Here is a 14,433-nt window from a genome sequence, read left to right as displayed (position 1 = left end):
TTGTTTAGTTTAATGCAAATGGCATTGCCTATGTATATTTAATACAAAATACTATCTTTGCACTGGTATTTATAATTAAATTACAATCTTAAACGTAAAACTAAATGCAATACGCAGAAAATATATTAGGGACTATTGGTGATACGCCATTAGTTAAGTTAAATAGAGTGACTAAAGGTGTTGATGCTTTAGTTTTAGCAAAAGTGGAAACATTCAATCCTGGAAATTCGGTTAAGGATCGTATGGCCTTGAAAATGATTGATGATGCTGAAGCTGACGGTCGTTTACAACCGGGAGGTACGATTATCGAAGGGACTTCTGGTAATACAGGAATGGGCTTGGCTCTTGTTGCAATTATACGTGGATACAAACTTATTTGCGTAATCTCTGATAAGCAATCCAAAGAAAAAATGGATATTTTAAGGGCTGTAGGTGCCAAAGTTGTTGTTTGCCCTACAGATGTTGAACCTACAGATCCACGTTCTTATTATTCAGTTTCTAAAAGATTGGCAACTGAAACTCCTAATTCTTGGTATGTAAATCAGTACGATAATCCTTCAAATGCGTTAGCACATTATGAGCAAACTGGTCCGGAAATTTGGAAACAAACAGAAGGTAAAATTACACACTTTATTTCAGGAGTGGGTACAGGTGGTACTATTTCTGGTGTAGGTAAATATTTGAAAGAACAAAACCCAAACGTTAAGATCTGGGGAATTGATACCTATGGTTCTGTTTTTAAAAAGTACCACGAAACCGGTATTTTTGATGAGAACGAAATCTACTCTTATATCACCGAAGGTATTGGTGAAGATATCTTGCCAGAAAATGTAGATTTCTCTATTATTGATGGATTTACAAAGGTAACAGATAAGGATGCAGCCGTTTATACTCGTAGAATTGCTCTTGAAGAGGGTATATTTGTGGGTAATTCAGCTGGGGCTGCAATAAAGGGACTTTTACAATTGAAAGAACACTTCAAACCAGAAGATGTTGTGGTGGTATTGTTTCATGATTCAGGAAGTCGTTATGTAGGGAAGATGTTTAATGATGATTGGATGCGCGAAAGAGGTTTCCTAGATGAGACAGTGACTAAGGCTGAAGATGTAATCAAAGATCATATAGATAAGCAATTAATAGTAGCAAGGACTGAAGAGTTAGTTTCGCACGCAATCGAAAGAATGCGTAAATATAAAATCTCTCAAATTCCAGTAATGGATATTACCGGTTTTGTAGGATCATTAGATGAGTCTGATCTATTTCAAAGCTACGTTTCTGATAAAAATACTGCCGAAAGACCCATACGTGAGGTCATGGGGAAAGCATATCCTATTGTACAATTAGGAACTACTATTGAAGAGGTTTCTAAATTGTTTAGTAAAGAAAATCAAGCTGTGTTAGTTGATTTAGGAAACGGTAGACACCACATTATTACAAAATATGATATTATTGGTTCTATAAAATAATAGCATGCCCTTTTAATGACCACGAATTTTTATTCTAAATCTTTATTTCGAATAAAAATTCGTGGTTTTTTATGCCTTGAGGTTTTTAAAATTTTAAAATAAATATAAATGACTTTTACTGCTATTGATTTTGAAACCGCTGTAGGGCATCACCCTTGTTCAGTGGGTATTGTTACCGTAGAGAATGGAATAATTGTAGATGAATATGTTAGTTTGATTAAGCCGCCCAATAATGTGTATTCTCCATACACTATTCAGGTCCATGGGATATATCCTAGAGATACAGTGAATGCAAAAACGTTTTCTCAGGTATTTCCAGAGATTAAAAAGAGATTGCAAGGGAAAATTGTTGTAGCTCATAATGAGAGTTTTGATCGAAATGTACTAAGTAAATCTATGGCGCTTTACAACTTAAATTATGACGACTTAAATATTGCACTAAAGTGGGAGTGTACGGTTAAAATATACAAGGCAAAAGGTTTAAAACCAACAAAATTAAGCGACTGTTGCCGTGTTATGAATGTTGAGTTAAATCACCATGAAGCGTTATCTGACGCTAGGGCTTGTGCACAATTATATTTAATGAGGGAGGTTTAGGGTTTGTTAAAGTGTTTATTTTCATTATATTAGTGGTTTAACCAATGCGTATTATGAAAGAAGCTTTTTTACATCACCTCTGGAAATTTAAAAAATTCGACACACAAAACTTAAGGACTGTAAATAACGAGAAACTCTCAATTGTTAGTGTAGGTCAATATCTAGAATTAGCAGGGCCTGATTTTTTTAATGCACAAATTGCTATAGGAAATCAAAGATGGGCTGGTAATGTCGAAATTCATATCAATTCTTCAGATTGGTATGTTCACAATCATGAAAGAGACGCTAATTATGACAACGTCATTCTACACGTTGTATGGAATCATGATTCAGAAATTTTTAGAAAAGATAATTCCGAGATTCCTGTTTTAGAGTTGAAGAATTATATTGCTTCAGAAACTTTAAATAATTACAAGTCGTTAATGACGCCTCAGTCGTGGATTAATTGCGAAAAGGATTTGAAAACGATTGATGACTTTACTATTAAAAACTGGCAAGAGCGATTGTTTTTTGAACGCTTAGAGCGAAAGTCTTTACTTATAAATGATTTGTTACAAAGCACTAATAATGATTGGGAAGCAGTGCTTTTTTGTTTATTAGCCAAAAATTTTGGACTCAACACCAATGGAGCTATTTTATTTAAAATGGCGCAACATATTCCTTTTCATATCATCAGAAAAGAGGCTACTGAAAATGAAAACTTAGAAGCACTTTTTTTTGGTTCAACACAGCTGCTGCAAGTTGAAAAAGAAGATCGCTATTTTCAAGATCTTAAGTTTAGGTATTTTTATTTGCTCAATAAATATAATTTGCAAACGCAAGTGTTTGAGCCGTTGCAGTTTTTTAAACACCGACCAGATAACTTTCCTACCATACGGTTATCACAGTTAGGTTCTTTATATTCGAACCAGCATAATTTGTTTTCGAAAATAATTCATGCTTCTACTGTAGCGGCAGTGTATGAAGTTTTTAATGTTTCTGTCTCGACCTACTGGAAAACCCATTTTTTATTCGATAAAGAAAGTGAATTTAAAAATAAGAAATTAGCTAAAGGATTTATAGATTTAATTATTATCAACACAATTATTCCTTTACAATTCGCCTACGGAAAAGCAATGGGTTTAAGTGACACAGATAAATTAGTTGGTCTTATGAATCAAATAGCTAGTGAGAAGAATACAATCATTCAAAAGTTTGGGATTTTTGGTTTAAAAGCTACTAATGCATTTGATTCGCAATCACTTTTACAGTTAAAAAATGAATATTGTAACAAAGGTAAATGTCTAGAGTGTGCTATTGGTATGCAGTTGTTGAAAGGGAATTGATGACTGTGATATAGTAGATAATTTGATGGAATAGTTTAATTTTGAATTCGGTTACGATAAAAGTAGTACTATGCCAGAGAAAATTAGAAATGTAATTAAGATAAAATATTTTTTTGAAAAATATGGTTTTCACGTGTCATCACGTATGGCTGATAAGCTAGGAATGCGAGTAACAAGTGTGCGATTGTTTTTTATTTACATCTCATTCGTTACTGTGGGACTGTGGTTTGGAGTATATTTAACTATAGCCTTCTGGCTTAAATTGAAGGATTTGATTCGTGCAAAACGCAGTTCTGTATTTGATTTATAGCGCAGTTATACATAAAGAAAAAGGGATTATAAAGTTGGTACTTTATAATCCCTTTTTTTATGTTAAGTAAAAATTGTTACTTTTTATTTGGGTTGTTTAGTATACTGTTTTTCTTTCCGTATAAGAAATAAATTACTACACCAATTACCATCCAAATTGCAAGTCTCTCCCAGCTAACGATAGGTAATCCAGCCATTAATATCAAGCAGATGATTACACCTATAATAGGGAAGACAGGTACAAATGGAACTCTAAAACCTCTTTCGGCATCAGGGTTTGTTTTTCTCATTACAATAACTCCAATACATACTAGAGCAAAAGCAAATAAGGTACCGATACTAACCATATGACCCAAGTCAGACACTGGAACGAATCCTGCAAATACACTTACAAAAACCATAAAAAGTAAGTTTGTTTTGTAAGGTGTTCTATTTTTTGCATGTAGTGTACTGAAGAATTTAGGTAATAAACCGTCAACACTCATGCTATAGAATACCCTGCTTTGTCCCATTAACATTACTAACATCACTGAAGTATATCCTGCTATAATAGCAATTGTAAGTGCAGAGTTTAAGAAGGTGTATCCTGTCTTAGCAAATGCAGTCGTTACTGGACTAGCATCTCCTTTAAAGTTTAAGTAGTTTTCTAAACCTGTTAATACAAAAGCAAATAAAACGTATAGAATTGTACATATAATTAACGAACCTAAAATACCTATTGGCATTCCTTTTTGTGGGTCTTTTGCTTCTTGTGCAGCCGTAGATACAGCGTCAAAACCAATAAATGCAAAGAAAACAACTCCAGCACCTCTCAAGATTCCACTCCATCCGTAATGACCAAAGTAGTCACTGCTAAAGAAGTTTAAAAAAGTCATCTTGCCTGAGCTTAAAAGCGCTTCTCCTTCATTTACGGGGATAAACGGCGTATGGTTTGCTCCATCTATGAATCCCCAACCTAATGCGATAAATACAATAACAACAGTTACTTTTAAGATAACTAAAATATTATTTAGTAAGGCAGACTCTTTTGTACCTCTAATTAATAAAAGGGATAGAGCAAATATTATAAGTATTGCAGGTAAATTTATATATCCAGGGCTACTGTCCCATGGTCCATGGAGGATCTCTTGCGGAATATGGAGGCCATAATTGGCTAAGAATTTATCAACATATTGCGACCAGCTAACCGCAACGGTGGCTGCTCCAAGTGCATATTCTAGTACTAAATCCCATCCAATAATCCATGCTACAAATTCTCCCATGGTAGCATAAGAGTAGGTGTAAGCACTTCCTGCAACTGGAATCATCGATGCAAACTCAGCATAACACAATCCCGCAAAGGCACAGCCAAAAGCTGCTAATATGAAAGATAAGGTTACTGCTGGTCCTGCATTATCTGCGGCAGCTATACCTGTTAACGAAAATAATCCTGCACCAATAATAGCTCCAACACCAAGTGCGACTAGGGAACGTGCAGATAACGTCCTCTTTAGACCTTTCTCATCGTCAGAAGCTTCATTTAATAAAACCGAAAGTGGTTTTGTTTTCCAAATTGACATATATTTTTAGGTTTATTGTTATTAGTGCCCAAATGTATTGTTTTTTGCAAAATATAAAAACAATATTATCAGATAACTTTAAAATAATATTGCTAGTCTTCATTATAGATATATTAGAATATAGAAAATTCTACTACTCAACTTTGCGAATATGTTTGTTAATTGGGTATTTAGATACGTTGTTGTTAATTATGATTTTGTATCTTGTTGCGCTTAGTATTACAATCGTATCGCTGTATACTGTTGTCAGTAAATGAATTATAATTTTTTTGCAATAAAATCACTTGTCTATGAATTTTCAAGCTCTTTATAAATTCTTTAATTATTCTAAGGAGCAACGCAAGGCGCTTATTTTATTGTTAGTTCTCATCTTTTGTGCACAAGCTGCCGTGTTTTTTATGGATTTTAATACTGATGGCATAGATAGCGAGGAGAAACAACAGTGGTTGTCTCTGCAGGTAGAAATAGACTCATTAAAAAACGCAAAAGAAAAAGCTGAATATAAGCGATACCCTTTTAATCCTAATTTCATAACAGATTATAAAGGGTACACTCTAGGGATGTCAGTGAAGGAAATTGATCGCTTGCATGCCTATCGAAAACAAAATAAATATGTAAATTCTGCCGAGGAATTTCAAAAGCTTACTAAAGTTTCAGACTCGCTATTAAGTACAATGGTGACATTTTTTAAATTTCCTGATTGGGTTAAGAATAGAAAGTCAAAAGCAACTTATGTTAATTATAAAGAAAACAATCGTAATAAAAAGGCTATTGTAAAACGCGATATTAATTATGCCACTGCAGAACAACTGATTGAAGTATATGGAGTAGGAGGTGCTTTTTCTAAAAGGATTTTAAATTATCGGTCAAAAATAGGCGCTTTTGTCTCAATGGAGCAAATAACTGAGGTTTGGGGATTGTCTGATGATGCTGTACAAGGAATTAAAGAGCACTTCAAGGTGGGTGAACAAACGGCCGTTAATAAGTTAGCTATTAATAATGCTTCAATAAAGGATATTAGTAAATTTCCCTACTTTAATTACAAACTATCTAGGAGTATTGTGATTTATCGTAGTATGAACGGTGATTTTAAAAAGATTGAGGATTTATTAGAAATTAAGGGATTTCCTGTTGATAAAGCAAAAATAATTGCCTTATATTTGGACTTTAATTAGATGTTTACAATTGAGATGTGTAATGTGGGAGGTAAACGAAAAGTGTTTTCATTTCTATTGTCACTTATATCTTTCAATTAGCAATCAATTAATTATCCAAGAAATTAACTATAAAGAAATAAGAAGCTGATGCTTTTTATAGCAATAAACTCAGGTCGTTTAAAAAAACATTTATATGGAATCAATTTATTTCACAGAGGAGCACCAATTATTTAGAAAGAGTTTGCAAGAATTTTTGCAAAAGGAAGTGGTTCCACATATTGAAAAATGGGAGAGAACAGGATCAATCGAACGCTTTATATGGAGCAAGTTTGGTGAAATGGGTTTCTTTGGTATTAATTATCCTGAAGCATACGGAGGATTAAATTTAGATTTATTTTATACGGTAATTTTTCTAGAAGAACTGCAAAAAATTAAATCTTCAGGTTTTGCTGCTGCTATGTGGGCTCATTCTTATCTTGCCATGACGCATTTAAATGCTGAAGGTGACGAACGTATAAAACAGGAGTATCTTGCTCCTAGTATCTTAGGTGAGAAAATTGGGGCTTTGTGTATTACAGAACCTTTTGGAGGTAGTGATGTTGCTGGAATGCGCACAACTGCAATGCAGCAAGGTGATAAATATGTAATTAATGGTTCTAAGACATTTATTACTAATGGTGTCTATGCTGATTATTATGTTGTAGCTGCTAAGACGAGTCCAGAATTAGGAAATAAGGGAATCAGTATATTTCTAATTGATGCGGCCACCGCTGGTGTTTCTGCGACCAAATTAGATAAATTGGGATGGAGAGCTTCAGATACTGCCGAAATTGCATTTGATAATGTTGAAATTCCTGCTGCTAATTTAATGGGTGAGGAGGGTAAAGGATTTCCTTATATCATGCAGCATTTTGCTTTAGAGCGTTTAATAATGGCGATTAATGCGCATGCAAGAGCTGAATATGCAATTGATTATACTATCGAGTACATGTCGCAACGTGAAGCGTTTGGTAAAACTATTGATAAATTTCAAGTATTAAGACACACGCTAGTGGAGCATGCGACAGATGTTGAGCATTGTAAAGTGTTTAATTATGCTGCTGTAGCGAGACTAGATAAACAAGAATATGTGGTGAAAGAAGCTACAATGGCTAAACTGAAATCTACTAAAGTTGCAGATGAAACTATTTATAGCTGTTTGCAAATGCTAGGTGGTTATGGTTATATGGAAGAGTATCCATTAGCTCGATTGTTAAGAGATAGTCGTTTAGGGCCTATTGGTGGCGGTACATCAGAGATCTTAAAGGAGATCTTGTCAAAAATGATAATTGATAATAAAAATTATAAGCCTGCTGTATAATTACAGGAGTTAAATAATAATCTAAAGAGTCAGCGTAATTGTTGGCTCTTTTTTTGTGTGAAGGATAGTAGTGGAAATCCTTTTATAAAGTGTAACGGAATAAAAGATTGTATCGAATAGCCTGACGGCAATTGAGATCTTCTGGTAAATGATAGACGTGGATTTGCCGGCACACCCAAAATAATTATTTATTTATGGCTATTAAGTCAAAATAATGTTTACTTTTGCAGACTTAACGAAAGGGGGTGTCAAAATTATGTTAATTATACCAATTAAAGACGGAGAAAATATCGATAGAGCATTAAAGCGCTATAAAAGAAAATTTGATAAAACAGGAACTGTTCGTCAGTTAAGAGCACGTACTGCTTTTATTAAGCCTTCTGTAAAAAATAGAATTAAAGTTCAAAAAGCAGCTTATATTCAAAACATGAAAGACAACTTAGAAAACTAAGTAGTTCTTTTTACATGATAATTACCGTTAGTCATTAAAGTTTTTTAACTTTGATGCTAACGGTTTTTTTTATTGCTATGAATAGTACAATTACGTCTTTCTATGATTATCTACACAAAGAGAAAAAATATTCTCAACTCACTTGCAATGCTTATTTCAAGGACGTTGTAGATTTTCAAGCATATTATCGTTTAACTTTTGATTCTGAAAATTTTGAAAAAACGAGTTATGGAGAGATTCGATCGTGGATTATAGCTTTAGTTGATTCAGGTTTATCAAACGCTTCGGTTAATAGAAAGTTAGCTTCGTTAAAAGCTTTCTATGTCTTTTTATTAAAATGCAAGCAAATTGATGTTTCGCCCTTACTGAAACATAAGTCATTAAAAACGGCAAAAAAAATTCAAATACCCTTTTCAGAAAAAGAATTAGCAGCTGTCTTAAGTGTTGTGATTGGTGCTGATGAATTTGAGATTGTGCGAAATAAGCTGATCTTGGATTTGCTTTATACAACGGGAATAAGAAGAGCGGAGTTGATTGGATTAAAAGATATGGATGTTGATTGTTCATCTAATGTTATTAAAGTCTTAGGAAAGCGAAATAAGGAGCGGTTAATCCCTGTTTTGCCTGTTATCATTACTCAGATTAAAAAGTATCAGGCATTGCGTCGTGATCTAGGCGAGCAAAAAGATAAGCTGTATTTCTTTTTGTCAAAAAAAGGAATAAAGTTGAGTGAATCTTTTGTCTACCGATTAATAAATTCTTACTTTAGTACAGCTTCAGAAAAGGTGAAGACAAGTCCTCATGTTTTGAGACACACGTTTGCAACTCACTTGTTAAATAATGGAGCTGATTTAAATTCGGTAAAAGAATTATTGGGTCATGCCAGCTTAGCGTCAACTCAAATTTATACACATAGTAGTTTATTGCAATTGAAGAAAGTGTATAAAGAAGCGCATCCCAGGAATAAATAATAAAATTTCGATAAGTATAACTATTAAATATATTGATTATGAAAGTAAGTGTTCATGCGGTCAACTTTGCTGTTGATGCTAAATTGGTAAATTTTGTTCAAACGAGAGTAGATAGATTAGAGAAGTATTACGATAAGGTTGTTTGTTCAGATGTGTATTTGAAAGTAGAGAATACAAGTGATAAAGAAAACAAGCTTGTTGAGATTAAATTAAATGTTCCTGGTGATGATTTTGTAGTCAAGAAACAATGTAAAACTTTTGAAGAGGCAGTAGAGCTTTCGGCTGAATCTTTAGAGCGAATGTTACTAAAAAGAAAAGAAAAGGTCAGGTTGCATATTTAATTTGAAATTTTTTCAAAAAAATGTTTTGATTCATGGATAAAATTTCTACATTTGCAGTCCGTTAGAAATAGCGGACTTTTTATCAATACTGCCAGCGTAGCTCAGTTGGCTAGAGCAGCTGATTTGTAATCAGCAGGTCGTGGGTTCGAGTCCCTCCGCCGGCTCTAAATAGTGGTAATATTGCATTAGGCTAATTGCAGTATTTTAAAAGATAAAAAGTGAGGGGAGATACTCAAGCGGCCAACGAGGGCAGACTGTAAATCTGCTGTGTAAACTTCGCAGGTTCGAATCCTGCTCTCCCCACAAAATAGAAGATTTTTGAGTCTAATAAAAGAACTCTGCCGGTGTAGCTCAGGGGTAGAGTGCTTCCTTGGTAAGGAAGAGGTCTCGGGTTCAATTCCCGACATTGGCTCAAGAAAATATATTTTGAACACTAATAAATATTAATAAAAGATTAAAAACGAAGTAAAATGGCAAAAGAAACCTTTAACCGTTCGAAACCACACTTAAATATAGGTACGATCGGACACGTAGATCACGGAAAAACTACATTAACTGCTGCAATAACTAAAGTGTTATCTGATGCAGGTTACTGTCAAGCAAAATCATTTGATCAAATTGATAATGCTCCTGAAGAAAAAGAAAGAGGTATTACAATTAATACATCTCACGTTGAGTATGAAACTGCTAATCGTCACTACGCTCACGTTGACTGTCCAGGTCACGCGGATTACGTAAAGAACATGGTTACTGGTGCTGCTCAAATGGATGGTGCTATCCTTGTAGTTGCTGCAACTGATGGTCCAATGCCACAAACACGTGAGCATATCCTATTAGGTCGTCAAGTAGGTATTCCTAGAATGGTTGTATTCATGAATAAAGTGGATATGGTTGATGATGAGGAATTGTTAGAGCTTGTTGAAATGGAAATTAGAGACTTATTGTCTTTCTATGAATACGATGGTGACAACTGTCCAGTTGTTCAAGGATCTGCTTTAGGTGGATTGAACAACGATCCAGCATGGGTTCCTAAAATTCTTGAATTAATGGCTGCAGTTGATGCATGGATTGAAGAGCCAGTACGTGATACTGAGAAGCCTTTCTTAATGCCAGTTGAGGATTCATTTACAATTACTGGTCGTGGAACTGTTGCTACAGGTCGTATCGAAACAGGTATTGCTAATACAGGAGACCCAGTTGAAATCATTGGTATGGGAGCTGAAAAATTAACTTCTACTATTACTGGAGTTGAGATGTTCCGTAAAATCCTTGATAGAGGTGAAGCTGGAGATAACGTAGGTTTATTGTTAAGAGGTATTGATAAAGCTGATATCAAAAGAGGTATGGTTATTATTAAGCCAGGTTCAGTAAAACCACACAACACTTTCAAAGCTGAGGTTTATATCTTGAAAAAAGAAGAAGGTGGTCGTCATACTCCATTCCATAACAACTACCGTCCACAGTTTTACGTACGTACAACTGACGTAACAGGAGTTATTACTTTACCAGAAGGAGTAGAGATGGTAATGCCAGGAGATAACTTAACAATCAATGTTGCTTTGTTAAGCCCAATCGCAATGAATGTTGGATTACGTTTCGCTATCCGTGAAGGTGGTAGAACTGTAGGTGCAGGTCAGGTAACTGAGATTGTAGCATAATTCAAATAATTATATAACCAGCAACTTCTTATGGAGTTGCTGGTTAATTCTACGGGCGTAGTTCAAGGGTAGAATAGCGGTCTCCAAAACCGTTGATGGGGGTTCGAATCCCTCCGCCCGTGCAAAAAAAATATATCTAAAATGGCAAACATAGTTAATTATATAACAGAATCATTTGAGGAGTTAAAGTCAAATGTTACTTGGCCTGAATGGGCTGAGGTACAACGTCTAACGATTATTGTTGCTATTTTTTCAGTATTATTCGCTTTGGCAACATGGGGAGTAGATGAGTTTTTTGCAAAAGCATTAGCTGGATTTTTTAATTGGATAAAAGCTTAATTTTTGTGATGACAGATAATAATGTAAAAAAATGGTATGTTGTTCGTGCAGTTAGCGGACAAGAGAATAAAGTGAAAGCTTACATAGAAACTGAAATTTCTCGTTTAGGAATGGAAGACTATGTTTCTCAAGTCTTAGTTCCTACTGAAAAAGTAGTTTCTGTAAAAGATGGAAAGAAATTAGTTAAAGAGAAAGTTTACTTTCCGGGTTATGTGATGATTGAAGCTAACTTGGTTGGTGAAATTCCTCATATTATCAAATCAATAACAAGTGTTATAGGTTTTTTAGGTGAAACTAAAGGTGGTGAACCTGTTCCTCTTAGACTTTCAGAAGTAAATAGAATGTTAGGTAAAGTTGATGAGTTGGCTGTGAATACAGATACTCATACTATTCCTTTCAACTTAGGTGAAACGATTAAGGTTATTGATGGACCGTTTAATGGTTTCAATGGTACAGTTGAAAAAATTAATGATGAAAAGCGTAAGTTAGAGGTAATGGTTAAGATTTTCGGAAGAAAAACACCATTAGAGCTGAGCTTTATGCAAGTTGAAAAAGTATAATTTTTGTTACATTACCTATAATATCTATTACAATCGCTTCCAATGATTGTAATATAAAATTTTTAAAAAAATGGCTAAAGAAATTAGTAAAGTAGTTAAACTACAAGTTAAGGGAGGTGCTGCGAATCCGTCGCCACCGGTTGGACCTGCTTTAGGAGCTGCTGGGGTAAACATCATGGAGTTCTGTAAGCAGTTCAATGCTAGAACACAAGATAAACCCGGCAAAATATGCCCAGTACAAATTACTGTGTATAAAGACAAATCATTTGATTTTGTTATTAAAACTCCTCCTGCAGCCGTTCAGCTATTGGAAGCTGCGAAGCTTAAATCTGGTTCTGGTGAGCCTAATCGTAAAAAAGTAGCTAGTGTTACTTGGGAACAAATTAGAGCTATTGCTGAAGACAAAATGCCTGACTTAAATGCATTCACTATGGAGTCTGCAATGAGTATGGTTGCTGGAACAGCTAGATCTATGGGTATAACTGTATCAGGAGACGCTCCTTTTTAATTAAGAGAAAGACAATGGCAAAATTGACAAAAAAGCAAAAAGAGGCTGCTTCAAAAATTGATAAGAACAAACTATATTCTTTAAAAGATGCTGCGGCATTAATAAAAGAAGTTTCTTCTGCAAAATTTGATGAGTCTGTTGATATCGCAGTACGTTTGGGTGTAGATCCAAGAAAAGCGAATCAAATGGTGAGAGGTGTTGTTACATTACCTCACGGAACAGGTAAAGATGTTAAAGTATTAGCATTAGTTACTCCAGATAAAGAGGCGGAAGCTAAAGAAGCTGGTGCAGACTATGTAGGTCTTGACGAGTATTTACAAAAAATTAAAGATGGTTGGACAGATGTTGATGTGATCATCACTATGCCAAGCGTTATGGGTAAATTAGGTCCATTAGGTCGTATTTTAGGACCTAGAGGTTTAATGCCTAACCCTAAAACAGGTACTGTAACTATGGATGTTGCAAAAGCTGTTCAAGAGGTTAAAGCTGGTAAAATCGATTTCAAAGTTGATAAAACTGGTATCGTTCATGCAGGAATTGGGAAAGTTTCTTTTGGAGCTGAGCAAATTTTTGACAATGCACACGAAATTATTCAAACATTAATCAAACTTAAACCAACTGCTGCTAAAGGAGTATACATCAAAAGTATCTACCTTACAAGTACAATGAGTCCTGCTATTGCATTAGACCCAAAAGCAGTATAATTGGTAGTTAATAATTTTTAGTATGACTAGAGAAGAAAAATCAATCGCGATTGAAAATTTAACTGCACAGTTAGCTGGTACAAATATTGTTTATGTAGCAGATATTTCTGGACTGAATGCAGATACAACTTCAAAATTAAGAAGAGCTTGTTATAAAGCTGGAGTTAAATTAGAAGTTGTTAAGAATACTTTACTTGTGAAAGCAATGGAAGTTTCTGAAAATGAATATGGTGAGTTACCAGAGGTTTTAACTGGAAACAGTGCAATCTTCATTGCTGATGTTGCGAATGCACCTGGAAAAATCATTAAAGATTTCCGTAAAAAATCGGCTTTGCCTATTTTAAAAGGAGCTTATGTTAATTCTGAGATTTATATTGGTGACGATCAATTAGATATGTTATCTACTATTAAATCTAAAGAAGAACTTCTTGGAGAGCTTATTGGATTACTTCAATCACCTGCTCAAAGAATTATCGCTGCACTTCAAAACAAGTTTGCTGGAGAAGAGCAAGCTGAAACTGAAGAAGCATAATAATAATCGAGCTTGTCTCAATTATTACTTACAACGCGCACAATAAACAAAATATATTTTACAAATCATTTTAAACGATAGAAAAAATGGCAGATTTGAAACAATTCGCAGAACAATTAGTTAACTTAACTGTTAAAGAAGTTAATGAATTAGCAACAATATTAAAAGATGAGTACGGAATCGAACCAGCTGCTGCAGCTGTAGTAGTATCTGCAGGTGGTGGAGAAGCTGCTGAAGAAGCTCAAACTGAATTCACAGTTATCTTAAAAGAAGCTGGTGCTTCTAAATTAGCTGTTGTGAAAATGGTAAAAGAACTTACAGGTTTAGGTTTGAAAGAAGCTAAAGATGTAGTTGATAGTGCACCATCTACTGTTAAAGAAGGTGTTACTAAAGAAGAGGCTGAAGGTCTTAAAAAATCGTTAGAAGAAGCTGGAGCTGTAGTTGAACTTAAATAGTTTAATTTAGTTTAAAGAATAAGGTTTAGGTCTTGAGTTTTACCGCTCAAAGACCTAAACCATTTTTCGTATAACAAAAGTCTAGAATTTGATTCGTCATTTTTAGCTTTTGTATTTTATGTTTTACTCCATTACGAGGAA

The 14,433-nt window shown here is 34.4% G+C and carries 17 protein-coding genes and 4 tRNA genes; 20 read left to right on the top strand and 1 reads right to left on the bottom strand.

The genetic code is table 11. The annotated features are described in order from the left end of the window. The first annotated feature begins 104 nt into the window (after positions 1-104). The 4 genes from HNQ00_RS05020 to HNQ00_RS05005 all read left to right on the top strand — a co-directional run bounded on the left by HNQ00_RS05020 (position 105) and on the right by HNQ00_RS05005 (position 3,698). A complete protein-coding gene (locus tag HNQ00_RS05020; protein WP_173837232.1) occupies positions 105-1,466 on the top strand; it encodes a pyridoxal-phosphate dependent enzyme in 1,362 nt (453 codons plus the stop codon). Positions 1,467-1,574: 108 nt separating this feature from the next. Then, positions 1,575-2,063: a 3'-5' exonuclease gene (locus tag HNQ00_RS05015; protein ID WP_173837231.1), complete on the top strand. Its 489-nt coding sequence runs from the start codon at positions 1,575-1,577 to the stop codon at positions 2,061-2,063. A gap of 53 nt (positions 2,064-2,116) precedes the next feature. Next, on the top strand, positions 2,117-3,388 hold the full coding sequence (locus HNQ00_RS05010) for a DUF2851 family protein (RefSeq protein WP_173837230.1): 1,272 nt from the start codon (positions 2,117-2,119) through the stop codon (positions 3,386-3,388). A gap of 70 nt (positions 3,389-3,458) precedes the next feature. Next, entirely contained in the window at positions 3,459-3,698 is a 240-nt protein-coding gene (locus HNQ00_RS05005; protein ID WP_217425249.1) for a PspC domain-containing protein, read from the top strand. A gap of 76 nt (positions 3,699-3,774) precedes the next feature. Here the strand turns inward: HNQ00_RS05005 and HNQ00_RS05000 are convergent, their stop codons facing one another. Then, positions 3,775-5,256 (bottom strand): amino acid permease, encoded by a 1,482-nt coding sequence (locus HNQ00_RS05000; RefSeq protein ID WP_173837229.1) that lies wholly within the window; start codon positions 5,254-5,256, stop codon positions 3,775-3,777. Positions 5,257-5,546: 290 nt separating this feature from the next. Here HNQ00_RS05000 and HNQ00_RS04995 point away from each other — a divergent pair, with 290 nt between their 5' ends. From HNQ00_RS04995 to rplL, 16 genes are all read left to right on the top strand, one after another. Then, a complete protein-coding gene (locus tag HNQ00_RS04995) occupies positions 5,547-6,431 on the top strand; it encodes a ComEA family DNA-binding protein (RefSeq protein ID WP_173837228.1) in 885 nt (294 codons plus the stop codon). A 175-nt stretch (positions 6,432-6,606) separates the two neighbouring features. Beyond that, positions 6,607-7,773 carry an acyl-CoA dehydrogenase family protein gene (locus HNQ00_RS04990; RefSeq protein WP_173837227.1) on the top strand — a complete coding sequence of 389 codons (1,167 nt, stop codon included), beginning with the start codon at positions 6,607-6,609 and terminating at the stop codon, positions 7,771-7,773. A 256-nt stretch (positions 7,774-8,029) separates the two neighbouring features. Continuing rightward, positions 8,030-8,224: a 30S ribosomal protein S21 gene (gene rpsU / locus HNQ00_RS04985; protein ID WP_007137807.1), complete on the top strand. Its 195-nt coding sequence runs from the start codon at positions 8,030-8,032 to the stop codon at positions 8,222-8,224. 77 nt (positions 8,225-8,301) lie between these two features. After that, a complete protein-coding gene (locus tag HNQ00_RS04980; protein WP_173837226.1) occupies positions 8,302-9,195 on the top strand; it encodes a tyrosine-type recombinase/integrase in 894 nt (297 codons plus the stop codon). A 38-nt stretch (positions 9,196-9,233) separates the two neighbouring features. Then, positions 9,234-9,536 (top strand): ribosome hibernation-promoting factor, HPF/YfiA family, encoded by a 303-nt coding sequence (gene hpf, locus HNQ00_RS04975; protein ID WP_173837225.1) that lies wholly within the window; start codon positions 9,234-9,236, stop codon positions 9,534-9,536. Between the two features lie 90 nt (positions 9,537-9,626). Continuing rightward, positions 9,627-9,700: transfer RNA gene (locus tag HNQ00_RS04970), tRNA-Thr, on the top strand. 58 nt (positions 9,701-9,758) lie between these two features. After that, positions 9,759-9,839, top strand: a tRNA-Tyr gene (locus HNQ00_RS04965). Positions 9,840-9,876: 37 nt separating this feature from the next. Beyond that, positions 9,877-9,948 (top strand) — tRNA-Thr (locus HNQ00_RS04960). Positions 9,949-10,006: 58 nt separating this feature from the next. Next, positions 10,007-11,194 carry an elongation factor Tu gene (gene tuf / locus HNQ00_RS04955; protein WP_173837224.1) on the top strand — a complete coding sequence of 396 codons (1,188 nt, stop codon included), beginning with the start codon at positions 10,007-10,009 and terminating at the stop codon, positions 11,192-11,194. Positions 11,195-11,245: 51 nt separating this feature from the next. Next, positions 11,246-11,316: transfer RNA gene (locus tag HNQ00_RS04950), tRNA-Trp, on the top strand. A gap of 19 nt (positions 11,317-11,335) precedes the next feature. Then, a complete protein-coding gene (gene secE / locus HNQ00_RS04945; protein ID WP_173837223.1) occupies positions 11,336-11,533 on the top strand; it encodes a preprotein translocase subunit SecE in 198 nt (65 codons plus the stop codon). An 8-nt stretch (positions 11,534-11,541) separates the two neighbouring features. After that, the gene (gene nusG / locus HNQ00_RS04940; protein ID WP_173837222.1) at positions 11,542-12,093 is read left to right on the top strand and encodes a transcription termination/antitermination protein NusG; all 552 of its coding nucleotides are present in this window, start codon (positions 11,542-11,544) and stop codon (positions 12,091-12,093) included. A gap of 70 nt (positions 12,094-12,163) precedes the next feature. Next, the gene (gene rplK / locus HNQ00_RS04935; protein WP_026708576.1) at positions 12,164-12,601 is read left to right on the top strand and encodes a 50S ribosomal protein L11; all 438 of its coding nucleotides are present in this window, start codon (positions 12,164-12,166) and stop codon (positions 12,599-12,601) included. Between the two features lie 14 nt (positions 12,602-12,615). Further along, on the top strand, positions 12,616-13,305 hold the full coding sequence (rplA, locus tag HNQ00_RS04930; RefSeq protein ID WP_173837221.1) for a 50S ribosomal protein L1: 690 nt from the start codon (positions 12,616-12,618) through the stop codon (positions 13,303-13,305). Between the two features lie 22 nt (positions 13,306-13,327). Next, on the top strand, positions 13,328-13,837 hold the full coding sequence (gene rplJ, locus HNQ00_RS04925; RefSeq protein ID WP_173837220.1) for a 50S ribosomal protein L10: 510 nt from the start codon (positions 13,328-13,330) through the stop codon (positions 13,835-13,837). An 86-nt stretch (positions 13,838-13,923) separates the two neighbouring features. Beyond that, the gene (gene rplL, locus HNQ00_RS04920) at positions 13,924-14,292 is read left to right on the top strand and encodes a 50S ribosomal protein L7/L12 (RefSeq protein WP_173837219.1); all 369 of its coding nucleotides are present in this window, start codon (positions 13,924-13,926) and stop codon (positions 14,290-14,292) included. Positions 14,293-14,433 lie beyond the last annotated feature (141 nt).

This window comes from Flavobacterium aeripolare (assembly GCF_013294025.1).
GTDB lineage: Bacteria > Bacteroidota > Bacteroidia > Flavobacteriales > Flavobacteriaceae > Flavobacterium.
This window is presented reverse-complemented; position numbering and strand designations above follow the sequence as displayed.